Consider the following 24341-nt stretch of genomic DNA (forward strand, 5'->3'; position numbering starts at 1 on the left):
AGATCGCGCGCCATCGCGCGATCTTCTTCCGTTCAAAATCGCCGGGGACTAAGGCTCCGTATGCGCTCCTGCGGTGCGTGTAACACCGCGCGGATGACCGTTGAAATCTGCTTCAAACGGGCCGATTGTCGCGGCTGCGTCAACCAACAGACCAGCCGCCGTTCCCGATGGCAGCGACAAGTCGGGTGGTGTTGCAGTGACATCTACAAAGGATGGGTCCACCCCGATCAGATTGTCCGCGACGGTGAAACCCGGTTTGTCCACAAAGGTGTTTGTCTGGCGAATTGACGCTGTGTCATTCCAAACGATATTGCCGACGAAATCGACGCCGCTCACAACGCCGGCAGCCTCAAAGTCGGGATCAGACCAACCTGACAGGTTCAGATCCCGCCCACTCTCCATGCGGTTGGCATTATAGACGGTGTTGAAGCGGATCCGGATATTGCTGATCACACCGTTTGGCCCGTCTTTCTGGGGATGCCGCTGACAGAAGATGCCGGCAGCTTCGATATTCCAGACAAGATTGTTGTAAATATCAATGTTGGCCAGCGTCTGGACAAATTCCGCGACGCCTTCCTGATCAGTAAACGTACCGTATTCCGTCGAGTTCGATCCTGCTTCGCGCGACAGAACAATACCAAGATGGCAATCCCACACCTGATTATTGTAAATGGCTACGTCTTCGACAAAACGCCGTCCTGCGTCCAGATAGATGCCATATCGTTCGACGTTCCAGACGCGGTTACCATAGATTTCACCCCCCTGAACGCCCGCTTTGTAATCAATGCCGTACTGACGAGTGTCATGCACATCGTTAAAACGGGTAACGATGTTACCCGCACTGGCCGCAACGCTGATGGCTTCTGCTACACCACCGGGCACGCCCTGCGGGTTGACAAGGTTGTTGTTGTAATCGGTGACAACATTGGTTTGCGAGACATCATTGTGTTCGATCAACACATCAACCGTGCGCAGTTCCGCCTTTTCTCCGAGGGGGATGATTGTGGCCGAACTGTTGCCACCCACGTAGATACCGGAACTTCCGGTCATGGAGATCGCATTGCCCGCGATTACATGATGTCCATGCTGTTCTTCCGGTACGCCGACGAAAAAAATCCCACAGCGCCAGACATTGCGTATCGTCAGATTGCGGATGTGAATGTGATCTTTTGCCTTGACGTAAATGCCATCCCTTGTCGCGGCACTCGAAGCGACTCCCTCACCACCATTCACGACATGCTGCATCAGATCACCTTCGATCACGGCCTGATGCTCTTCACCGGGCAGCGTCGTTACAGTGATCGGGTTTCCCGTTGTGCCGCTCACTAAAATCTCGAACGGGGCGTATGTGCCGGGCCGCAGATAAACAGTGTCACCCGGGCGTGCAGCGCCACAAGCGGCAGCAGGAGTGGCAAAGGGGGAGCCGAAAGCACCGGAGCCAAGATAGTCGTTGCCAGAGGGTGACACATAAAGGACGCCGGGGTCCGGCGTATAGATCGTGTTACGTGATCGCGCGCTGCCCGAGGACACATCTATCTGAATCTGACGCCCGGCAATGCCACCTGCCCTCCGGCAAGAAAAAGACCCGAAAGTCAGATCGCCATCCAAACGTGCAACTGCGTCAACGTCGCTGTCCTGCGCGACTAGCGTTACCGCGTGATGTCCGATGGCAGTCGGCAGTTTGGTAAAGGGAAACGGTGACCCTGCTCCTGCCGGGGTAAACAGAGACTTGGTGCCCGAATTGGACTTGATCTCATAGCGCAACGTGTAGGTTGTCCCGATTTCGAGCGGAGCATTGAGCGCAGACACTGCCACACCACTCCCCCGTATACGACCGGGTTCACGCGTGATGGCCATTTCCGGATAGGCAGATCCGGACGGCAGGTTCATATGCCATTCCGCCTTGCGGCAAGAAATAAAACCAAAGGTAAGATCCCCATTCACGCGCAGGATTGCGTTTGTATCAGTATCTTTCGCTTCCACGAGGATCTTGTGACGGCCAGGTGTAAATGCGGCCACAGTCGAATTCGGGAAAGGCGACCCGCCGCCGTCCGAGAAATACAGCCCCGTGGTGCCGCCATCCGCGATGATATCGTAGGACACGACGTAGAGAGCGCCGACTTCAAGCGGTCCTGTCAGGGCGGAAACGATTTTGCCATTGCCTTTGACGCGACCCGGTGTCGGATCAGCCGCAAGTTGCGGGCTGCTGGGGTGAACGACCTCTCCCAGAAAAGACTGGCCGTCGATGTCGAGAACATTCAATGCCAGCTCGTCCATTGCTGCAGATGGGATCCGCTCCATCTGCAGCCTGAGACCGGTTGCGGAGATGTCAGTTCGTGCTGTCAGCCTACGGGCTTGGTTTGGTGACCCGCTGGCCACCGCACCAATTGTGAATGCCCCCATCATCAGTAAAGCCCCACAATCCCGGAGGCGCTTGTTCCTGTTTGATGGACTTCTTTGCAACGAAGCGGGTACATCATGCCAGGCTGCACGGCAGTCAGGGTAACGGTTTGACCGTGGGCCATAGTAACGGTCAGATTGCCTTCACCGCCGACATAAATCGCGCGCGTGGTATGTGACAGTTGAGCTGTATCGTCTGGGGTGATCTGAAAAGCACCAAAGGCAGGTGCGTTGAGGCCGGGACTGTGTCGTTCAAATGGATCAGACATGTTCACTCTTTTTTTCAGGAAGGTTGACGTTTTCGGCGACCAGTTATGAACAAGATATGCTTTTGAAACCGCCAACAGGTCGCGCGACCCGTTAAGGTTTCTTTGTCATTTTCAACGCCAGTTAGAGAGACAAAATTCAAACGATCCAGAAACGCCATCTGGATGCAGACCGGTTTCCAGGGGCCGCGACGTCTAAAGGCCGTTTTATTGGTCCAGGTGTTTGATGTTATTCCGCAGTATGAAACACCTGTTCGATCTTTTGAGCAACTGCATCAAGCTGGGACAAATCCGCGGGAATCATCAGATCATAGACAGGTGCGTTGGCCACAACGGCTCCACACCGTTTAAGATGCCGCCCCAGATGGTCCCGGCCCAGACGCGTTTCGCCGTAGCGTGCCATGAATGTGTAACGCATCACCATCTGAAGCGCTTCGTGCGCGGGGCGCGGCACGACCGATGGTGCCATTACGTCTTCGCTGCGGCGCAAGACGAAAAGTGCGCCCAAGGGAACCGGTTCTTCGGCAAGCGGTGTCGGCATGCGTTTTTGCACCTTTGTCACGGAAGGATGGATCAGACGGTCACTTTCGTCCGCGTCCAACGACAAAGCTTCGACCGAATCTGGCCAGAGTTTCATACTTGAAAAGCCGGGCCATATAACCGGCGCAGGCACTTTTTGCAGTGTCCCATCCACTGCCACCAGATCATCGGTTATCGGTACGTGCCCGCGTGCAAGCAGAGCGGCATTGGTTGTGGATTTTCCAGCACCTTTGTCGCCCAGGAACAGGGCCGCGCGATTGTTCACCGACACCGCACTGGCGTGTAGGCAAAGCACCCCGCGCCGCTCCAGAACAAGCGAGATCACCAGACCCAGAAACGCCTGCGACACCAAATGGTTGGACACGTCATCCTGCGGCTCGATCAGAACGGTACTTGGGTCTTCGATAATGAAGGTGCCAACCGCTTTCCAATGAAAAAACTGACGGTCTGGTTGAATGTCAAAATACGGGTCGATCGCTGGCGGCGTTGTGGGCCGGATGCCCTGCGTGCGAACAACCCGTAGCAGATCTGAATCCGGATTAGGGACGATAGGGTCCAAGACTTCAAATTCGAAATCAGATGCCAGCGTCAGTCCGAATACCGAATAATAATGCAGTGTCATCAGATCAGCATCCCTTCGACTTGTGCGTCGCGCCAACGTTTCAATGCTTCAATCCAGTGGATCAGAACGGCCAATCGCCAAAGCGCACGAATTGCCGCCACATCCGTCACAGCGCCTGACACAACCCTTTCACGCAGATGATCAGCCGACGCGACATCTATGAAAGGCGCAAGGGTGACAAAACAATTGGCATCGGCATCTTTGAAAAAAGCTATGACAGTATCCTTAAGTTCGTTGCCAAACTCTGCCTTATCTACGCGGAGCCGGATACCATCCGGCAAAACACCGAGCATTGCCTCACGCAAAACCCAACGGCTGCGACCGTCGCGCAGTTTTTGATCCGCCGGCAGCGAAAGACAAAGCGACGTAACACGCCGGTCCAAAAAGGGGTATCGCGGCAGAACTCCGGCGGCCGTGGCTGAACGATGCAAAACTTCGAAGGACTGAACAATCAACGGCGTTGTGAGCGATTCCAGATGCGTTATCTGCGCGGCTTGCTGAAAATCCGATTCGGACTTGAGTATTGGATTGCGGGCATACCGTGTCCTTGCATCAACACTTGAACGTAAATCCGCCGCAATCAGAGAGTCCGCGTTCTCTGACCAGTTTGATACCAGCGAGCGTCGCGTCAGAACACGTGCGGCCTTCATTAATAGTCTGCGCAGTGGATGCCTGGGTCGCAACCCGCCATATTGTGCAATGTGACCCGCAACCAGCGCAATCAACGGGACGCCATGCACCCGCGCCGCGCCGCGGGCCTCGCGCAACAACGCGCTGAACCGCCGCGCGTGCGCCAACTCCACCAGACGCCCGTACCCGTGGGAAATTGCTTCATCGCCACCGTGGCCATCAATCAGCCCATTCAAGCCAAGCGCATGCGCTTCTGCGTAAATCTGTCTGCTTTTGGGCAAACCCGGCGCTAGGAAAAGATCCATCTGTTCCTCAACAACAGGTCCCAACGCATCAAGCGCCGTGCCCGCTGCTATGGGAATCTTGTGCGGGACTGTCTTGAACGCCTTATTCGCGGCGTCAATGTAACGTGTTTCATCGTATGCTTTGTCCTGACCATACACAAACGACAACGTTTGTAAGTCCGTCGTCTCTGCGGCCGCCAGTCCAACCAGTGACGTGGAGTCCAAACCTCCGCTCAACATGGCGCCCACTGGCCCGTTGACTTTCATGCTTGCGACTGTCGCGTTCTTTAGAGCTGTGCGCAGTTCTGCCGGGGCATCTGGCCCGGAATAGGGTTTTATTAGAGTTTCGAATTTCCAATACCGTTGCGCACTCACGCCCTCCGGTCCCGGCACAAGTTGATGTGCGGGCGGCAGACGAGACACATCTTTGAAAGCGGTGCGATCAACGTCAATATCGTCGCCGTGTATGAAATCGGCAACCCGGACAGGATCCGCGATGATCTCTCTGCCTGACAGATGCAAACACGCGCGCAGATCGGACGCACATGTCAGCGCGCCGTCAGATAGCGTGTGGTAAAAAGGATAAAGGCCAAAATGATCCCGGTAGGCTTCAAAAGTCCCGGTTTTGCGGTGGATAAAGACAACCGAGAAAGACCCAGCTATGTCGCGCACAAACTCGGAACCCAGCGTTGCGCGCAGGTGCAAAAAAAATTCCAGATCGGATTTCCCATCCAACGCGCTCAGTCCAAGTCGTTGCTGCTCGCTAGCGCGATCTTCCAGAAACGCGAGCCCGATTGCCATCCATTCAGCCGTCTCACACAAAGACGCCACACCTGAAACCGCCACATCAACGCCAGCGACGGGCTGCGATACATTCCAACCCTGATCCCGCATCCGTGACAGGCGTATTGGCTCGATCAATGGGGCTTTCTCGGTTCCGGCAAGCGGTATCCGCACAGAAAAAGAATGCATCATGAGGAGGACTGAACCGGCGTGGGTAAATCAAGGATTTTGGCAAAATCCACCAACGTGCCCTCATTTCCTTCCAACACGACCTGGTCGTGCCAGCTCAACCACGCGTGCGCTTTAAGAGCGCCGCCTTCGTCCTTTTTCAACCCCATCGTGATGGTGGACGGAATACCTTTCCAAGACAGGATGGCCTGGCAAGAAATGGTCTGGGTCAGGCAACTCGCATCAGGCACGAAGCGCGCGATATGTGCGACCGCATGCGTTATTCGGGCAACGGTTGCGCGCCTCTCAAACTGTGGGTCAACTGGGCAGGGCCGCACCAGAATCGCGCGAATCCGCTGATACTTGGTCGTCCAAAGCCCAATACGCACGACCAAGATAACCAGCGCGCTGATGGTGTATATCACTGCCCAGCGCATGGCACGCATAGGTTAACCGACCCCGGCCGGTGTGATGCCAATCACGTTTGCTTCCATCATCTGGCTCAGCAAAACTTCTATGTCGCCACGGCACTGATCTTCTGAGACTTCGAACTTTTCGGTCACGACACTAACGAGGTCATCCAGGTTTTTAGGCTCAGCCAAGGCCAACCACAAAGCGGATGCAGTGGCGTTCATAGTAAAATACGTATTCGTTTGTAGATGGAGCAATGCGCGATCTCCGCCGATGTCACAGTCAACAACATCTGGTTGCGCGCTATAAAATTGTTCAGATGACATAAACACTAATCCAATTTCGGCTCTTTGATCGTTAAGCCCAATAGTTACCTACACACTGCCGATCTGAAAATACACCACCTTAACTGCAAAAACTCAGGCGGCCATTCTGTTCAGTTGCTTCAAGACAAAACCGGGGTCCGGCATGACCGGACCCCGGAAATCTTTTCACGTTGCGAACAACCCAAGGGTTGTCGCAATCGCAATTAGGACAGAGTTACATCAGCGAAAGGTGTGCCGACTGGGAAGGCGGCGTCCAATGATGTACCTGTGGAACCACCTTTGGTCACAGCTTCGACTTTGCCGTGGGACCGAAGAACTGGTGCTTCATAAATAGCTTTAGTCATGACTTCTCCTTTTGCGTTAACCGTAATAGTTAAAACGTGTTAACCATATTGGCTTTTGGCGGGTTATCTCAAGGACTTTTCATGCCTTTTCGGCGATTTTTTGTTCAAAAATGGCATTTTGCCTGCTTTTTAGTCCATTGACTTTCGTTAATAGTTAAGATCGGTAGCTTCTGCCCTGGCGTTCGAACATTTCCGCGTAGCGCCCTCCCTGGCCGATGAGCGCCTCATGAGTCCCTTCTTCTACTATTCTGCCGCCATCCAGCACATAGGTATAATCCGCCTGTCTTATGGTGGACAAGCGGTGGCTGATGACCAGCGCGCCGCGTCCCTCAAGCTTGTCGCGGAACCCGTCAAACAACTCGGCTTCTGCATTTGGATCAATCGCGCTGGTGGGTTCATCCAGTATGATAAACTTTGAGTCGGGGAAAACTGCCCGTGACAGAGCGATTTTTTGCCACTGGCCTCCACTCAGCTCAACGCCACCGTCGAACATGCGCGACAAAACGGTTTCGTAACCGTTCGGCAGCGCTTCGAGCACATCATGCGCACCTGTCAGTTTCGAGACGTTTTCCAGCCGTGCGTCATCGCTTTCCTGGCCCAGATCCGACAAACGCATATTGTCTCGCCCGGAATAGGCAAACTGCGCGAAATCCTGAAATATCACGCTGAACTGCCGACGATAGGCGGTCGGATCAAATGAACGGACGTCGACCCCGTCATAGGTTACCGAGCCCTCCTGGGGGTCGTAGAGTCGACACAACAGTTTGATCAAAGTAGTTTTTCCGGACCCGTTGCCCCCAACCAATGCTGTAAACTGTCCCGGTTTGATGTTCAGTGAAACGTCTCGCAAGGCGGGGCGTTCTGCAGTCGGATATGAAAACGTCACATGATCTAAGACCACACCCTGTTTTGTACCAGACGGCAGGGTTTCAGCCTTGGCGTCAGGTTTCATGACCGGTTCCAGATCCAGAAAGGCGAACAGTTGGTTCAGGAACAACTGGTCATCATAGAGCTTTGACAGGCTCGTCACGAAATCCCGTCCAGCCGTCTCCGCACGGACCAAGAGCAAGACCACCATGATCAGGTCGGATAGCTCCGCTTGGCCAGTGCTGAAGCGATACAAGATAAACGCAGCCGATGCGAGAACGACGAGCGTACCCACGATAGAAACCAGACTTTCCGCGATGGATTTGCGCCGTTCAATGGTGAGATAGTCTTTGCGAACAGCCTTGCGGATATTCAAATATTGGGCGCGCAGATACGCTCCGATATCCCAGAGGCGGATCTCTTTTGCGAAAGGTTGTGATGTCATCACATAGTCCGCGTAGGATGCATGACGTTCCTTTTGCACAAGCTGACGCTGCAAGTGAAACCGCTCCCTGGTGAAACGGACTTGTACAACCAACATCATTGCAACCGCGATCAAACTTATCGGCAGCAGACGCCACTCAACGAAAAACAGCACGATAGCGATACCAAAAAGCATCATACCGCCCCGGAAAACGTTCAATGCGTTAGCAATCACCTGAGCAGGTCGCTGTGCGCCGGCCTGTCGTGCGCGTTCCAGACTGTCATAGTAAAGGGAACTATCATAGAAACTCAGATCCGCAGCAACGGCCCGTTCTTGTATGGCGCGGTTCACGTAGTCACTGACCACAAATCCCTGGGCAGCACGATAATAGTTTGCCACCGAATGCATGATACGTCCGCCAAGGAAAAGGCCGAGGACAACCACAACAGACCATAAAACACGACCCAGATCGACGGAACCGTCAGCGCTTGCGGCCTGTGCAATATCTTCTACAGCCAGCTTGACCGCAAAAAGCGCACCAAGTGTCAGAACGATTTCGAGCACTGAAGCCGCGAGCACGAAAACGCCGAGCTTCTTGTTGCTGAACTTCAACAGCTCGATCACTTTGCGCCACAAAACAAAAGAACGCGATAGCTTGCTGGTGAATGAGGAAGTTTTGGATAACATCGGGAGTGTGCCTTTCAGCAGCCTATTTAAGGCTGTGCTACCGGCAATACTACCGTCAATATTATGAGGGTTTGGCAAGTCTGAGCGACGGCGAATCCTATTGAAGCAGCAGTCGCAAAGGCGTTGTCGTGCTTCGGAATGGTATTACCGACCAGTTGCGCCCACGATTGACAGACCCGTCATCGCAATCAGGCGAATATCGGTAAACAGAGACACATCATTCGAGTAGTCGACGTCGAATTGCACCCGCTCCGAGTAGGATACGTCATTGCGACCGGATACTTGCCAAAGACCTGTGATCCCAGGCGTCATAGATAGATAAACAGGCCGATGAATCCCGTACTTGTGTAGTTCTACGCGCACAATTGGCCTAGGCCCCACAAAACTCATCTCGCCGCGGAAGACATTCCAAATTTGCGGTAGCTCATCCAGGCTTGTTTTGCGCATAAAACGGCCCAAACGAGTGATTCGCGGGTCATTTGCGAGTTTGTGATCTGTTGCCCACTCCGCTGCAGCCTCCGGATTCTCCTCCAGATGGGCGTGTAGCTTGGATTCCGCGTCCACAACCATGGTGCGGAGTTTCCAGCACCGAAACACTTTGCCATCCCGACCAACACGCCGATGCCCAAAAAATCCGCTTCCACCATCGCGGGTCGTCGCGAGCCATAAAATACCGATAATCGGCAGTAGCAAAGGGGTGATTAAGGCAGCCAGAAGCAGGTCAAAAAGCCGTTTTCCCGCGCGGCGATAGAGCGCAACACCACCGTCTAGTTTGGGGAAGGATTTGGAATTTTCCGTTTCTTCTAAGTGAAACACAGCCATAGTCACAAACTCCTAAAGATGATTCTCGCGCGCTTAATCATTCGTTAACTATATCTCGGCAAGTTCTCCCGTCAATGAAAGCAAAAAAACACTGATCTCGGAGAATCACGCAATTCGCGTTAAAGTGGTGACTAATTTTTAGGCACACTATTCGTGGCAACCCAGCCAGCGCTACCCGGTTACCGCGCCCGTATTCCCGAGGCTTTGAGCGCAAGCGGGGGCTGGTGGCGTTGGATTGCGTGTTAGGCCGCGCCAGATTTTTTGCCGGGCATAGGTAGTCTCCGCAAAACCGCTGCAGCCATCAGGAATCCCAAAAGCGCGCCAGAAGCTGGTACGGACACAGGTGCTAGCCCAGTGCCGGCAGGTTGGACGGATAGGATCGTCGCCTCTACGGACTGAATCACATCGGTTTCGTCAAGAAAATAAGCCGAGATAAAAGCACTGTTGAAGGTTTGAGGGAAAAGAGCCGGTAAATCTGTATTGCCCCAAGCCACGCTGTCGCGCTCATCTCAAACACCATATTCCAACCGTTCGGGTCCTCGGACACGAAACTCTGTGCAATGAAAGTGTCATTGTCATTGATGCTGGATATCGACGTTACCTGATTGTCGAGCACGAGAGAAAAACCCGCATCCGTCGAAATGCTCAGGGTCTCAAGTCCCGGTGCATAAATGTAGTCGCCGCCAAATTGCTGCGAGGGCGGAAAACTGTAGGTCATACGCGCCCTTAGCATACCGCCGACTGGCGTTTTCACAGTGTCTTCGGCAGGGCGCAAAAACGCGCTTTCAATCCGGGCAACAATATCGAAATCAAAAGTCGCAGACCAAGCAGAGTTCGCCATACAGACACTGCTGACAATTATACAAAACAAGCGGTTCATGTAACTCTTCCGAATATCAATAGCTTAACGAATAGCGCAATACAGGGGACTAATCCAAAGTTTTCACTTTCCAGCTTGGGTTCCGCTATGTGTATCATCGTCCAAACGCTGTCATCCAAACGGCATTCTAATCACTTTGCTGGCAATTGTGCTTCGATCTAGAATTGGTTTTGAGGCAACCTAGAATGCATCTTTTGCTTAGTGGACCGCTGCATGAACCTGACTTGCGGTTTAGTTTCAAAGACGCTTCTCTTTCTGGAACGCTCCTTTTTCAAGACAGTTTGCTTTTAAGATTTGGCATAGTTCTGCGAAGTGAGGCCCGACACGAAATTGCTGAACTAGGTCAACAGGAGTCAGACGCCTGCGCATTTTGAGGTTCTTGAAGCAAGTGGTTCCGCGCGAGAAACTTGAAGCACGACCCAATCAAGCCGGTAGCAGCGTTGGGGCACCCTCGAAGATCGTTCTGCCCTTGGGATCGTGGTGATCCCCATGGTAGGCGAATCATTATTTCATGGTGATGAGCCATCAGTCCTAGCCGCAACGCGAATCGACATTTTGACATACTTTTGATAGACGACTGCGGTTCTCAAGCCTCTCTCATCCCAACACCACCATCTGTGGCGCGCATCCAACCTGAGCAACTGCAATAGAAACTTTAGTACAGCTTTGCGCCCTCCCCAAAAAGCCCCGCTTCAACATGTTTCCAAAATAGACAAAAGCGAGGTTGGCGAAGTGGCGATACCGAGCCAGATCGTGATCACTTGCGAAATTGAAAATTGGAAGGTTGGATATTTCAATGCGACCTTCGGACGGAAAGTTCGGTGAGTCACCGCGCGTGACTATTCATCAGTCCACTCAGGCATAGCCGCCTTTTTCAGAAAAGCTTGGATGCCGTGTTCAGTGTCGCGGGCCATCATGTTTTCCGCCATCGTTTTGCCCGTGTATGCATAGGCCGCAGCAAGATCCATGTCCGCTTGTTCATAGAAAGCTTCCTTGCCCGTCCTAATCGCAACTGGTGCTTTGGCGACGATATTCTCTGCCATGGCGCGGGTGTGTTCACCCAGCGCATTCTCTGGAACGCTTCGGTTAATCAACCCGATCTCGACCGCGTGACTGGCAGTCTGGAATTCGCCAAGAAGCAACATCTCCATCGCCTGTTTGCGCGACACATTCCGTGACAATGCGACCATCGGTGTCGAGCAAAACAAACCGATATTTACGCCAGATGTGGCAAATGTGGCAGTCTCTGCGGCGATCGCCAGATCGCAAGTCGCAACCAACTGGCATCCTGCTGCTGTTGCAATGCCCTGAACCTCGGCAATCACCGGTTGCGGCAACTTCACGATGGACATCATCATTTTCGAACAGGTGGCAAAAAGCGTGTTGAAATAGGCGTGACCTCCATCGGCATCCTGTCGCCGCGCGGTCATTTCCTTCAGATTATGCCCGGCACAAAAATGTGCGCCTTGCCCGCGCAAAATTACTGCTTTCACTGAGCGGTCCTGAGAGACACGATCGAGTGAGGCCTGTAACGCCGCCAGCATTTCCTCGGAGAGTGCGTTCAGCGTCTGTGGCCGGTTCAAAGTTATTGTTGCTATGCCATCTGCGCGCTCCATGAGCACCGGCGCATTAGTATCCTGCATGATCGAAACTCCAAAGTTGATCAATCCTTTGGTTTACCAAAGCTGGAAACACGGGACGGCTGCAAGGAAAATCACAGATGTTCAATCAAGTATGCGGTTCTGAAACTGGATGCTCTGGCACTTTCAAAGCAGTACTGTTCCATAGGTTATGCGGCACGGGATCTTTTGCAGCCACCAGATAAAGACGCATAATTTGCAGATAGGACCGATAGGAATAGCCGCCGTTGCGCGCCAGAAATCCAGCCCGGTTTTCAGCGTAGAATTGCTGTAGTCTGTACCATGGCATCCCGGGATGTGCATGGTGTACCGCATGCAGGTTATTTCGCAAAAACAGGAATGACAGAATACCGCGATCTTCAATAATCACACTGCGACAGCGCGCTTTTTCATGTGCTCTATGCTCAAGAAATGTCCGGATTTTTAGGATCGAAAGGCTGCCATATGCGCAGATTAGATACACCCACACCGACATTTCTGACACCATCGCCCACCACATGCATACTGGTATCAAACCCAGAAAGTGAAAAAGGTATGCGTCTCTGACTTGGCTATTTTGCCTCCATATGTCGCTCCAGTCCTGACGATAAAAGGACCAAAGTGTGATCACCGGTCCAATCAGGATACGTCCCAAAAGCGTGTTGTTGAACTGATAGGTTAATCGCCGTGCAAAGCTCCAATGAGACCACACCGCAGGGTCGATAAAATTACTTTCCGGATCGTCATAGGGGTCTGTCAGGGACGGATCATGGTGATGTGCCAAATGCGTATCCCTGAACCGCATATAGGGGATAAAAAGACCAAGCGCCGGGAAGATCAACGCGGTATTCAGTCTGTCATTCTTGAACGGGTGACCGTGCAGAACTTCGTGATTGAGCGATGAATACAACGTCAACGAAAAGATCAAAACGGCGGAACTTACCCAAGGTCCGAAGAGGTGGTAAGCACCCGTGCTCACACCAAAACCGACGTAACAGATTGTCGCAATTACAATAGTGGGCCACTCTATGGACGGCCGTGGAAATGAATTGGGGATCTTCAAAACAGCGCTTTCGAACAACATATTTGGGTTTTTTAGGTCGCCTCTTAGTGTGACGGTTCGGCATGTTGTCGCAAGAGCGTGAATTTGTTATGATTACGTTACTTTTGTAATTATCCATCAAATCTGTAGTATATATACAATAATCGTGTAATTATACCACATGGATAAAAGAGAGCTATCTGCAGAGTTCAAAAACCGCCTTGAGACAATTGTATCGTCACATCCGGCGGGCAAGGGCCACTTTCTGCGTGAGGTCGGCATGGACCGCTCCGCTTTGAGCCAGTTTCTGAACCCTGATCTTGACCGATTGCCGCGTGCAGAAATGTTGAGGCGCATTGCCCGTGTCAGCGGTGTATCGGTGGACTGGTTGCTCTGTCTCGAAAACGCACCGGAAGGCCGTCAGCAAGTCGCGCAAAGTGTTCAGATCGAAAAAGCCGTGCAGCCTGATGGATCGACCCCGCTCGATCAATGGCGCCGCGCCGCGGCCGGTTTCAAATTGCGCTATGTGCCGTCGACACTGCCGGATATGGTAAGCCTTTCCTCCGAAACCGAAACGCAGATTTCTGATGCGCGCGGTGGCGGGGTGGAAAACGTCCTTGGTCGGATTTCGCTGGACGATATGGATGTGGAAATTGCGATGCCCGTTCAGACATTGCGCGACTTATCAGCCCGGACCGGGCTCTGGCGTGGCGTGGATGCAGACCAGTGCCGCGCCCAATTGCGTTATATGGCGCAGGTCTGCCAAGACAATTATCCAGCCCTGCGTCTGCACCTTTATGACGGGACCAAAACGTTTTCTGCACCCTTTACGGTTTTTGGAAAACAACGCGTCGCCCTCTACATTGGTGATGCCTACCTTGTGGTCAGTAGCCCCGATCAGATCAAAGGATTCGCCAAGCAGTTCGACCGGTTGGTACGGCGCGCAATTATTGGGGCAGACCAGGTACATGAAATGTTGAGTGAACTTGCTGACAAGGTACGCGGTTAATCCTGGTCTGCCAGAACGGCACGAGCGATGACGACTTTCTGGACGTCTGATGCGCCCTCATAGATCCGCAAAGCTCTGATCTCCCGGTACAGTTTCTCTGTTGTGCTGCCAACGCGTACACCTTCTCCACCGTGCAACTGCACTGCCTTATCGATAACTTGTTGTGCCTGATCCGTTGAGAAAAGCTTTGCCATGGCTGCTTCACGGCTGACCCGGGACGCCCCCATATCCTTGACCCAAGCCGCGCGGTAAACGAGCAATGCTGCGGCGTCCACGTCCAGCGCCATTTCCGCAATATGTCCCTGTACCATTTGAAGTTCCGACAGCGGGGCTCCGAACAATTCGCGCTCTTTTACTCTTGTTAGAGACACTTCCAGTGCTCGTCTCGCAAACCCAAGGGCCGCGGCCGCCACCGTTGAGCGAAAGACATCCAATACTGACATCGCTATTTTGAAACCGTCTCCCGGTGAACCTATCAAGGCGTCTGCATCCAGTTTTACGTCTTCAAAGGACAGGCGCGCCAACGGATGTGGTGCCATCACTTCAAGACGCTCAACCACTTTGAGTCCCGATGCGTCTGCAGGAACGAGGAAGGCAGATAACCCTTTGGCCCCCGGCGCCTCGCCGGTCCGGGCAAACACAGTGTAGATGTCTGCGATACCTCCGTTTGAAATCCACGTCTTTTCACCATTCAAACGATACCCACTGCCCGATTTCACCGCCGTCAGGGCCATGTTTGCGACATCTGAACCTGACTGTGGCTCGGATAAGGCAAAGGCTGAAAGCGCTTTTCCAGCCCGTGTTCTGGCCAACCATTTCTGTTGCGCCGCACTGCCAAACAGGGATACAGCACCTGTCCCCAAGCCCTGCATTGCAAAAGCAAAATCCGCAAGGCCATGATGCCGCGCAAGTGTTTCGCGAATCAAACAGAGGCTGCGCACGTCCAGCTTTCCCGGAGACATTGGATCAATCGCAGAGTAGTTGAGCCAACCCGCATCTCCCAGCAACGCCACCAAAGAAACACAAGCCCGGTCCGTGTCCGAATGGTCAACGCCGGTCAAATGATCCTTGCACCACGCATCCAGATCGCGCGCCAAAGCACGGTGGTGATCTTCAAAAAACGGCCAGCTTAAAAAGGATCTATCCGCCACGGTCTAATCCCCCTCAAAAACCGGCTTTTCCTTGGACACAAACGCATCATAGGCACGGCGGAAATCCTGCGTTTGCATACAAATCGCCTGCGCCTGTGCTTCCGCCTCTATCGCCTGATCCAACGTCATTGACCATTCCTGATTGAGCATTGTCTTGGTCATCATATGAGCGAAATTCGGGCCTTCAGAGATTTTTTGCGCTAAGGTCAGAGCCTCAGGGAGTAATTTTTCAACGGGCACAAGTCGGTTGAAGAAGCCCCAGCGCTCCCCTTCATCAGCGCTCATAACGCGCCCCGTAAAAAGAAGTTCCGCCGCGCGCCCTTGGCCAATGATCCGCGGCAGCATCGCACAGGCCCCCATATCACACCCGGCCAGTCCGACGCGGGAGAATAGAAAAGCGGTTTTTGCCTCCGCTGTCCCCAAACGCATATCGGACGCCATGGCGATGATTGCGCCTGCACCCACACAAACACCATCGACAGCTGAAATTATCGGTTTCCCGCAATGCAGCATCGCTTTGACAAGATCACCGGTCATGCGCGTAAAACGCAACAACCCTTTCATTTCCATGCTGACCAATGGGCCGATGATGTCATGCACGTCGCCGCCTGACGAAAAATTACCGCCATTTGACGCGATGACAACAGCCGTGGTGTCATCGTCATACTGTAGATCACGGAACCAATCACGCAATTCGGCGTAGCTTTCGAACGTCAGTGGATTTTTTCGTTCAGGCCTGTTTAAGGAAACAACTGTTACCGTGCCTTTGCGCTCAAGGTTGAAATGCTCAGGCATCATACGTTCCCCTCAAGCTTGTCCGAGATACGCGTCAATCGGGTTTGTACCGTATTGAGGCCCTGCGCACCGATCGGTGAAAACAACTCGTCGACCCAAAGCTCATGCACAGAGGCCATTTCATCAAACTTCCGGCGCCCGTCGGGTGTGAGCAGCACATGCATCGCGCGTCTGTCCCCCTTGACGCTTTTGCGGGCAACCAACCCGTCCGCCTCCAAGCGGTCAACAATACCGGTGACGTTCCCGTTGGAAACGCGCAGGACACCGGACAGATCACTCATTTTCATACCATCCTCTGCACGCCGGAGCGCGGCCATGACGTCAAACCGGGGTAGGGTAATATCCCAAGCCTGGCGCATGCGTTCACGCAACTCAGCCTCGATCATCCGTGTAACTTTCAGCATTCTAAGCCAAACACGCAGTCGGTCTTTGCTCAGATCAGACGGGATATCGCTTGTTTCACTCACATGACTTCTCCGCCGGAAATGGAAATAGATTGACCCGTGATCGCCCCAGCACCTGAACCTGCGAGCCATAACACCGTGTCGGCGACCTCAGCGGGTTGTACAAACCGACCCTGCGGGTTGGCTGCGCTCAAAGCCCGTTCGGCTTCTATTTGAGCACGGCCGGTTTTGACCATGATATTTTCAATCGAAGCGCGCAGCATCGGCGTTTCGGTAAATCCCGGACAGACAGTGTTTACGGTGATGTCTGTTTCTGCCAGCTCCAGGGCAAGGGATCGCGTTAATCCGATGACTGCGTGTTTGGCGGCACAATATGCGCTTACATAGGCATATCCTTTTAATCCCGCAGTGGAGGCCACAGATATCAACCGCCCTGCCCCCTTGGATTTCATCGGGGAAAGAGCGGCAGAAAAGATATTGAACACACCAAACAGATTGACAGACATCATCGCCTGCACATCCTCAGGTGTCATCTTGTGGAAAGGTTTGGACATCGAGGTGCCCGCGTTTGCAACCACGATGTCGGGGTCCGCCGCCGCGTCGATCATCGCCTTGCAATCCTGAGGCTGAGTAACATCTCCGACAACCATACGAATATGCGGGTTCTGCGATGCGATTGCTTCTAAGGGTGCGGCACGTCGTCCCGAAATCCAGACCCGTGCACCTTGATCGGCCAACATCTTTGCGATTACCGCGCCCACACCTGTACCGCCGCCAGTAACCAATGCGCGTTTTCCTGACAAATCGTTCATACTTTAATCTCTGATGCGAGGGCGTCTTTTTCCGCCAAACGCCAGGCCTGATCCCGGCCAGCATGGTAAGGGTCAGGCCATTTTTCGTGGCGATCCCCTAACTGCGTAGCCGCATGTAGGGTCCAATACGGATCCGCCAAATGCGGTCGCGCCAGACACACCAGATCAGCCCGGCCCGCCATCAGGATGGAGTTAACATGATCTGGTTCAAAGATATTCCCGACGGCCATTGTCGCCACGCCAGCTTCGTTGCGAATTCGATCCGAGAAAGGTGTCTGGAACATACGCCCATAGACAGGTCGCGCGTCAATTGACGTTTGGCCTGCGGAAACATCGCAGATGTCCACGCCATGCTCACGAAATGCACCGGCAATTTGAACCGCCTCTTGCGGGGTGATACCCAGATCGCCGACCCAGTCATTGGCAGAAATGCGTACAGCCATTGGACGGTCCTCAGGCCACACGGCACGCATGGCGTCAAACACCTCAAGCGGGTAACGCAGGCGGTTTTCAAGAGACCCCCCGTAGATGTCGTCTCGTTTGTTTTGCAGCGGCGTAATGAAGCTTGATATCAGATACCCATGGGCTGCATGCAACTCAATCATATCAAATCCTGCGCGCGCACCACGGCGGGTAGCCTCCACAAATTGTGCCTTCACCGCGTCCATGTCCTGTCGTGTCATCGCACGTGGTGTCGCGTTTCTAGGGGACCAGGCCACATCAGAGGCAGCAATCAAAGGCCAGTTTCCATCAGAAAGCGGCGCGTCCATTTCCTCCCACCCTACCTGCGTCGACCCTTTTGGGCCCGAATGACCCAGTTGAAGGCAGATCTTGGCAGAAGTTTCGTTATGCACGAACTCAACGACCCGCTTCCATGCGGCTTCCTGGCTGTCTGAATAGATCCCCGGGCACCCCGGCGTGATGCGCCCCGTCTCACTCACACATGTCATTTCTGTATAGACAAGACCGGCGCCCCCTTTGGCCCGCTCCGCGTAATGGATCAGATGCCAATCGGTGGGATCACCCTCCACGGCCTTGTATTGCGCCATGGGGGAAACCACGATCCGATTTTTCAGGCGCATGTTGCGCATGGCATAAGGTGCAAACATGGGATGGCGCACAGGATCGTTGCCCCCGGCGCCCGCCTGCGTCTGAAACCACTTTTCGGCCGATCCAAGCCATTCTGAATCCCGATCGCGCAGGTTTTCATGGCTAATCCGTTGCGAGCGCGTCAGCAGCGAATAATTGAACTGCACCGGGTCGAGGTCAAGATAACGCTCAACCTCCTCAAACCACTCAAGCGAATTTCGGGCGGCCGATTGCAATTTCAGGACTTCGACACGGCGTTCATCTTCATATTTCTCAAAGGCGTCCTGCAGGGTCGTTTCGCTGGTGACATAATCGGCCAAGGCAATCGCGGATTCGAGCGCCAGTTTGGTACCGGATCCAATGGAAAAATGGGCCGTGGCCGCGGCATCCCCCATCAGAACGATATTCTGATGATGCCATTTTTCACAAAGCACCCTGGGGAATTTGATCCACGCAGAGCCACGCACGTGATTGGCATTCGACATCAAAACATGACCATCCAGGTATTTGGCGAATATCTCTTCACAAGCAGAGATGCTTGCTGCCTTGGACATTTGCGCAAAGCCCCATTTGTCATAGGTGTCTTGTGAACACTCCACGATGAATGTCGCCGTATCAGGGTCGAATTGATAGGCGTGAGCCCAGACCCAGCCATGTTTTGTTTTCTCAAAAATAAACGTAAACGCGTCGTCGAATTTTTGCTGCGTGCCGAGCCATGTGAACTGGCATTTTCGCATGTCTACATCTGGCTTGAACTGGTCTTGAAACTCCATCCGTGTGCGGGAGTTCAACCCGTCTGAGGCGACGATCAGATCATAGCTTGTGGCCAGATCGGCGGCACTTTCGACTTTGGCTTCAAACCGCATGTCGACACCCAGTTCCCGGGCACGCTCCTGCAGAAGCAATAGCAGTTTTTTCCGGCCGATCCCGCAGAATCCATGCCCGGAGGAGACTGTGTGGTGCCCATCGTGAATCACCGCGATATCGTCCCAATAAGCAAAGTGCGCGCGGATCATTTCCGCGCTCTTTGGGTCGTTTTCCGCAAGGTTAGAGAGTGTTTCATCAGACAGCACAACGCCCCAGCCGAACGTGTCATCAGGTTTGTTCTGCTCCAAAATCACGACATCATGATCCGGGTTGCGCAGTTTCATGGATATCGCAAAATAGAGGCCCGCCGGACCGCCGCCCAAACACGCGATTTTCATTGGACACACCTATGATCTCTTCAGTTGTCCAAACCGTAGCGGAATGAAAATTTGTTTCAAGCTTAAAATTTTTAGGTATGAATTATTTGAGAGCGATCAAATATGTTTCCATGCGCGCGCGGATGGCGTCTGACCATGGCACCGGACGTCCTGTGGCCATGTGCACCGACACAAGAACCGGAGTCGCCGTCATGCGCAATTGTTCCGCACACATCGCCACAATTTTCAAATGGGCCGACGTGCGACCCAGTTTGGTTACCTCCAGCGACCATGTCAGAACGTCCCCCATGTGGCTGGGCGCGGTGAACTCTGCGCCGATGGATACCGTCGGGACGCCGTAACCAGATTCGAGATGCATTTGCGAGAATGAATGCTGCAGTCCCACCTCGTGCCATTCCTCAACAGTCTGATTTACCATCTCAAAATATCGCGGATAGAAAACGATGCCTGCGGGATCGCAGTGCTGAAACAGAACCTTGATCTTGTGTTGAAATCTTTGAGCCATGCGGGTGAAGGTGACACGTCTGACCCGCGCGTCAAGGGCAGGCGGCGTTAGGTCTCCGATGCAAGGTCGGCAAGAATGGGACAGTCTGGACGATCATTCCCCGCGCAAGCGTCGATCAGATGAGACAGCGTTTTGCGCATTTCCTCGAGTTCGGTTATCTTCTGATCAATCTCATTCAAATGTTCCTGCGCCAATGCTTTTACATCAGAGCTTGCTCTTGTTTGATCGTTGTAAAGCCTCAACAAGCCGCGGCAGGCTTCGATCCCAAACCCTAAAGACCGTGCGCGTCCCAAGAACGCCAACTTATGCAGATCAGAGTCTGAAAAATGCCTGTACCCATTTCCCGCACGTGCCGGGGCGATCAACCCGATATCTTCATAGTAACGGATGGTTTTCACCGGCAGCCCGATGCGTCTGGACACGTCTGAAATATTCATGTCGCCGTCCTGTTCAAGCCGCGCAACCGCAAAGCGTTGCTGAGTACGAAGAGGCTGGATAGGGCCATCGCCCCCGCCGCCAGTTCCGGAGACAACAAGAGGCCATAGCTTGCATATAAAACACCCGCCGCCACCGGAATCAGGGCAGTGTTATACCCAAAGGCCCAGAACAGGTTCTGTTTGATGTTCCGCATTGTGGCCCTGGACAGTTTCAATGCCGTCGATACTCCGCTCAGGTCCCCCGACATCAACACCACGTCAGCCGCGCCAATCGCGATGTCCGTTCCTGTACCAATTGCGATACCGACATCAGCCGAAGCAAGCACAGGCGCGTCGTTGATCCCGTCGCCGACAAACGCGACCTTTGGGTGTGTTGCCCGCAGGCGATCCATTGCTGCCACCTTGCCCGCGGGCATGACACCCGAAATGATGTGATTGACACCTATTTCCCGGCCAACCGCCTGTGCGGTTTCTTCCCTGTCTCCGGTGATCATGGCAACGTCGATGCCTTGCGACCTGAGTGCATCAATGGTGGCCGCGGCATTCGGTTTGATCTGATCGGAGACCGCGATCAGCCCCGCCAGCTGTTCATCAATCGCGGCAAAAAACACTGTCGCTCCGGATCGCGCCATCAACTCAGCCTGAGCGTTGAAACCTGCCACGTCAACGCTGTGTTTTTGCATCAGGCGCGCTGTTCCGACGATCACTTGGCGTCCGCAAACCTGCCCTGTAACGCCCATTCCACCCAGCGCCGAAACCTCAGTCGCGTTCTCCAATTTGATGCCTTCTGTTTCGGCAGCGTCCAAAATTGCATTTGCAATCGGGTGTTCGGCGCGGGCTTCGACACTGGCAATCAACCGCAAGAGATCCGTATTATTCCATCCGTCAACCGTCTCAAGCATGCTCAATTCCGGCTTGCCACGGGTCAGGGTTCCGGTCTTGTCAAAAGCAATCAGATCGACTGCGGCCAGGGATTGCAAAGCGTCACCCTTGCGAAACAACACGCCCAGTTCGGCTGCACGACCTGTAGCCACCATAATAGAAGTCGGCGTTGCCAATCCCATCGCGCAGGGGCAGGCGATGATCAAGACCGCAACGCCAGCAACCAGCGCATGGGAGAAAACCGGCGCAGGTCCAAAAACAAGCCACAGCAAAACAGTGGACGCGGCCAGCAATAGAACAACCGGCACAAACCAGAGTGTCACCCGGTCCACCAGAGCCTGTATCGGGAGTTTTGCGCCCTGCGCGTCCTGAACCATGCGCACAATTCCAGAGAGAATAGTATCCTCACCCACGCGCGTGGCCACAAGTATCAGGCTGCCCGTACCATTGATTGTCCCGGCAGTTACGGCACCGCCCAGCGATTTTTCAACCGGAAGCGGTTCACCTGTGATCATGCTTTCATCGACATGGCTTGTGCCCTCGGTCACGTCTGCGTCCACAGGTATGCGTTCTCCCGGCCGCAGCAGAATAAAGTCTCCCACGGCGATGTCCTCGACGGGGACGGTTTTCTCTTTGCCGTCGCATATGACGCGCGCTGTTTTCGGCCGTAGACCCAGAAGTGACTTGATCGCAGCACCCGTGCGCCCCTTGGCGCGCGCTTCCAGCCATCTGCCCAAAAGGATGAAAACCACAATGACCGCTGCCGCCTCGAAATAGACAGCTTGGGCATCTGCTGGAAGGAGATGCGGCAGAAACAGTACACAGACCGAAAAGCCATAGGCCGCAGAAGTTCCCAAGGCCACAAGACTATTCATATCCGGCGCGCGCTTGAAAAGCGCTGCGAAGCCTGTGGCGTAGAAATGTCGCCCCGGACCCGCAAGGAGGACCGTTGTCAGTACGAATTGAATCCACCAGCTGGTTTCGATTCCAATGGTTTGCATGATGAGGTGGTGAAATCCGGCGATCATATGCGCACCCATCTCAAGCACCACAACCGGTGCGGCCAAGAGCGCGGCAATCAAGGTTTGCTTGCCCAGATCGTGCGCCATGGTTTCACGCTTTTCGTTGGTCTTCTTTAGATCACGCGTATGAACGAGCGTTGCCGGATATCCCGCTTTTGTCACAGCAGAGATCAGGGACTGCGCATCCGTATGGGCGCCGTCAAGCGATACGGTGGCCTCTTCCGTGGCAAGATTGACCGAGACGTCCATCACGCCCGGCACAGCCGCCAAAGCCCTGTCGACGCGCCCAACACAGGACGCGCACGACATCTTTTCAACGCTTAGCGTTACTGTATGTGAATCAAGCACACCCGAAGCCTCCGAAAATCGGATCCAAGTGTAGATATAAGGGTTCCAGCTACTGGAAGGTCAAGAGCCTAGGCTTGTTTCGCTGTTTCCTGATTTTCCGAGTCAGGGGGTAGAATTTCCGCGTCCTCGATGCTGTCACTGATGGAAACATCCGCGTTGTTTGCGGGCGCATCACTGTCCTTCTCAAGCGCACCAACGATTAGAGGCAGCATTTGCACGCCTCCGGGCATAACCACTTCGGACGTGGGCGGATTTTTCCAGGCCAGCGTATCAAAGCTGTCACAGTTTTCACACATGGGGGCCCATTCGCCGTGGATGTGCTGGCAATTGTCGCAAATCCATTGAGGCCCGCGCGGGACGGACAAGGCACGCGCCAGCCAACCGCGCACAACCGAGTCTTCTGCACCTGCGCCACGTTCTATAGCCGCCATCAAGGTCACAGACCGCGCCGTCGGATCCGTCTCCACTAGATTGCCCAGCGCACGACGCGCTTCGGGGAAATCCTCGTTGGCGATATGCAATTCCGCCAGCAGCATACGCGTTTCCGGATCATCTATGTTCATGCGCGTTAACCCCACAAATCGCTTGATCCGTTGCGGCGGCGTTTCGTCCGGGGCAATGGCCGCAAAGGCCGCTGCCAGATCAGGGTGCGGTGAGGTCTCCCATGCCTTCGTCAGAAGCCGCGTTGCCAACCTGGGTTTGCCCTTCTCGATGTAGCTTTGGGCCGCCATCACCGCCGCCGGAATAAGATCGGGCGAAAGCTTGTTGGCCTCGATTGCCTTTTCCTGCGTCTCGATGGAATTGCCATCGTCGATGATGTCCTTTGCCTCTGACAATGCAAGCACCGCATCCCGGCGTTTATGAACATCGCGCGGCAGACTGCCGTGCTTGAGTTTGGCACTGAGCGTCTCGCGGGCACCAGACCAATCTTCGTTCTGGGCCTGCAATTTCAACAGGACATCTTGTACTTCTTCATGCTTGGGTTTGATCGCAAAAGCACGCTCCGCCAATTGCAATGCAGTCTCTGTGTCACCATCTGCCAGCTTTTGTTTCATGATGCCGCGCACACCAACAAACCGGGTTGCATCGTCGGCCACGAGCTTCTTGTAGGTTTCTTCCGCCTTGCGCCGATCGCCCGCCATCTCGGCCGCTTGAGCGGTCAAAAGATTCGTCAAACTGGGTTTATTAAGGTATTTGTCCGCCTTGGCCGCTTTGGCCATTGCCACGCGACCCTCTCCACTTGCCAAAGCCATCAACCCCTCAGACAAGGCATCAAAACCTTTGCGCTCGCGGTTTCGATCGAAATACCGCGACAGGGCTGTCTCATCGCCCGCCAGAAACCGCCATGTTGCCAAGAGCAGTGACAGTAATTTCAAAAGAATCCAGACGCCAACGACCAATACAATTACCGCGATCACGGACTGGATCGGACTGAATGTGTATTCACTGCCCATCACGGTGACCTGAACACCGCCTTCGCTTTCCAACAGGTATCCTGCCCCAAGCGCCAGCGCTGCAACAGCGACAACAAAAAGGACTATTTTAATCAAGGACCAAAGCATAATAG

Annotated in this window: 22 protein-coding genes; 1 reads left to right on the top strand and 21 read right to left on the bottom strand. The window is 53.9% G+C overall.

The window, feature by feature from the left end:
* Positions 1-48: 48 nt before the first annotated feature.
* The 12 genes from R8G34_12260 to R8G34_12315 all read right to left on the bottom strand — a co-directional run bounded on the left by R8G34_12260 (position 49) and on the right by R8G34_12315 (position 13052).
* A complete protein-coding gene (locus R8G34_12260; protein MDW3223635.1) occupies positions 49-2406 on the bottom strand; it encodes a right-handed parallel beta-helix repeat-containing protein in 2358 nt (785 codons plus the stop codon).
* Complete coding sequence (locus R8G34_12265) at positions 2406-2669, bottom strand: hypothetical protein (GenBank protein ID MDW3223636.1); 264 nt, start codon at positions 2667-2669, stop codon at positions 2406-2408. The genes R8G34_12260 and R8G34_12265 overlap by 1 nt, the downstream gene beginning before the upstream one ends.
* A gap of 226 nt (positions 2670-2895) precedes the next feature.
* On the bottom strand, positions 2896-3828 hold the full coding sequence (locus tag R8G34_12270) for a hypothetical protein (GenBank protein ID MDW3223637.1): 933 nt from the start codon (positions 3826-3828) through the stop codon (positions 2896-2898).
* Positions 3828-5717 (bottom strand): asparagine synthase-related protein, encoded by a 1890-nt coding sequence (locus R8G34_12275; GenBank protein ID MDW3223638.1) that lies wholly within the window; start codon positions 5715-5717, stop codon positions 3828-3830. The genes R8G34_12270 and R8G34_12275 overlap by 1 nt, the downstream gene beginning before the upstream one ends.
* Positions 5714-6139, bottom strand: coding sequence for a lasso peptide biosynthesis B2 protein (locus R8G34_12280; protein MDW3223639.1), 426 nt, complete (start codon positions 6137-6139; stop codon positions 5714-5716). The genes R8G34_12275 and R8G34_12280 overlap by 4 nt, the downstream gene beginning before the upstream one ends.
* Positions 6140-6142: 3 nt before the next feature.
* Positions 6143-6430, bottom strand: coding sequence for a PqqD family protein (locus tag R8G34_12285; GenBank protein MDW3223640.1), 288 nt, complete (start codon positions 6428-6430; stop codon positions 6143-6145).
* A 203-nt stretch (positions 6431-6633) separates the two neighbouring features.
* A complete protein-coding gene (locus tag R8G34_12290) occupies positions 6634-6774 on the bottom strand; it encodes a lasso RiPP family leader peptide-containing protein (GenBank protein MDW3223641.1) in 141 nt (46 codons plus the stop codon).
* Positions 6775-6928: 154 nt separating this feature from the next.
* Entirely contained in the window at positions 6929-8752 is a 1824-nt protein-coding gene (locus R8G34_12295; protein MDW3223642.1) for an ABC transporter ATP-binding protein, read from the bottom strand.
* A gap of 144 nt (positions 8753-8896) precedes the next feature.
* Positions 8897-9574, bottom strand: a complete 678-nt coding sequence (locus R8G34_12300; protein ID MDW3223643.1) for a sugar transferase — start codon at positions 9572-9574, stop codon at positions 8897-8899.
* A gap of 400 nt (positions 9575-9974) precedes the next feature.
* Positions 9975-10415, bottom strand: coding sequence for a hypothetical protein (locus tag R8G34_12305; GenBank protein MDW3223644.1), 441 nt, complete (start codon positions 10413-10415; stop codon positions 9975-9977).
* An 878-nt stretch (positions 10416-11293) separates the two neighbouring features.
* A complete protein-coding gene (locus R8G34_12310; protein MDW3223645.1) occupies positions 11294-12097 on the bottom strand; it encodes an enoyl-CoA hydratase in 804 nt (267 codons plus the stop codon).
* Between the two features lie 85 nt (positions 12098-12182).
* Positions 12183-13052, bottom strand: coding sequence for a fatty acid desaturase (locus R8G34_12315; protein MDW3223646.1), 870 nt, complete (start codon positions 13050-13052; stop codon positions 12183-12185).
* 244 nt (positions 13053-13296) lie between these two features.
* Between R8G34_12315 and R8G34_12320 the strand changes: the two genes are divergently transcribed.
* A complete protein-coding gene (locus R8G34_12320; protein ID MDW3223647.1) occupies positions 13297-14124 on the top strand; it encodes a helix-turn-helix transcriptional regulator in 828 nt (275 codons plus the stop codon).
* On the opposite strand, the gene R8G34_12325 is transcribed toward R8G34_12320, so the two are convergent.
* The 9 genes from R8G34_12325 to R8G34_12365 all read right to left on the bottom strand — a co-directional run bounded on the left by R8G34_12325 (position 14121) and on the right by R8G34_12365 (position 24336).
* Entirely contained in the window at positions 14121-15275 is a 1155-nt protein-coding gene (locus tag R8G34_12325; protein MDW3223648.1) for an acyl-CoA dehydrogenase family protein, read from the bottom strand. The two genes, R8G34_12320 and R8G34_12325, sit on opposite strands and share 4 nt — an antisense overlap.
* 3 nt (positions 15276-15278) lie before the next feature.
* On the bottom strand, positions 15279-16070 hold the full coding sequence (locus R8G34_12330; GenBank protein ID MDW3223649.1) for an enoyl-CoA hydratase family protein: 792 nt from the start codon (positions 16068-16070) through the stop codon (positions 15279-15281).
* On the bottom strand, positions 16070-16537 hold the full coding sequence (locus tag R8G34_12335; protein MDW3223650.1) for a MarR family transcriptional regulator: 468 nt from the start codon (positions 16535-16537) through the stop codon (positions 16070-16072). The genes R8G34_12330 and R8G34_12335 overlap by 1 nt, the downstream gene beginning before the upstream one ends.
* On the bottom strand, positions 16534-17286 hold the full coding sequence (locus R8G34_12340; protein MDW3223651.1) for an SDR family NAD(P)-dependent oxidoreductase: 753 nt from the start codon (positions 17284-17286) through the stop codon (positions 16534-16536). The genes R8G34_12335 and R8G34_12340 overlap by 4 nt, the downstream gene beginning before the upstream one ends.
* Positions 17283-19580 (bottom strand): bifunctional salicylyl-CoA 5-hydroxylase/oxidoreductase, encoded by a 2298-nt coding sequence (locus R8G34_12345; protein MDW3223652.1) that lies wholly within the window; start codon positions 19578-19580, stop codon positions 17283-17285. Before R8G34_12345 ends, R8G34_12340 begins: the two co-directional genes overlap by 4 nt.
* An 82-nt stretch (positions 19581-19662) precedes the next feature.
* The gene (locus R8G34_12350) at positions 19663-20085 is read right to left on the bottom strand and encodes a thioesterase family protein (GenBank protein ID MDW3223653.1); all 423 of its coding nucleotides are present in this window, start codon (positions 20083-20085) and stop codon (positions 19663-19665) included.
* Positions 20086-20132: 47 nt separating this feature from the next.
* A complete protein-coding gene (cueR, locus tag R8G34_12355) occupies positions 20133-20522 on the bottom strand; it encodes a Cu(I)-responsive transcriptional regulator (protein ID MDW3223654.1) in 390 nt (129 codons plus the stop codon).
* Complete coding sequence (locus R8G34_12360; protein ID MDW3223655.1) at positions 20519-22774, bottom strand: heavy metal translocating P-type ATPase; 2256 nt, start codon at positions 22772-22774, stop codon at positions 20519-20521. Before R8G34_12360 ends, cueR begins: the two co-directional genes overlap by 4 nt.
* A 68-nt stretch (positions 22775-22842) precedes the next feature.
* A complete protein-coding gene (locus R8G34_12365; GenBank protein MDW3223656.1) occupies positions 22843-24336 on the bottom strand; it encodes a heme biosynthesis HemY N-terminal domain-containing protein in 1494 nt (497 codons plus the stop codon).
* Positions 24337-24341 lie beyond the last annotated feature (5 nt).

The sequence above is a fragment of the Paracoccaceae bacterium genome, assembly GCA_033344815.1.
Lineage (GTDB): Bacteria > Pseudomonadota > Alphaproteobacteria > Rhodobacterales > Rhodobacteraceae > Roseobacter.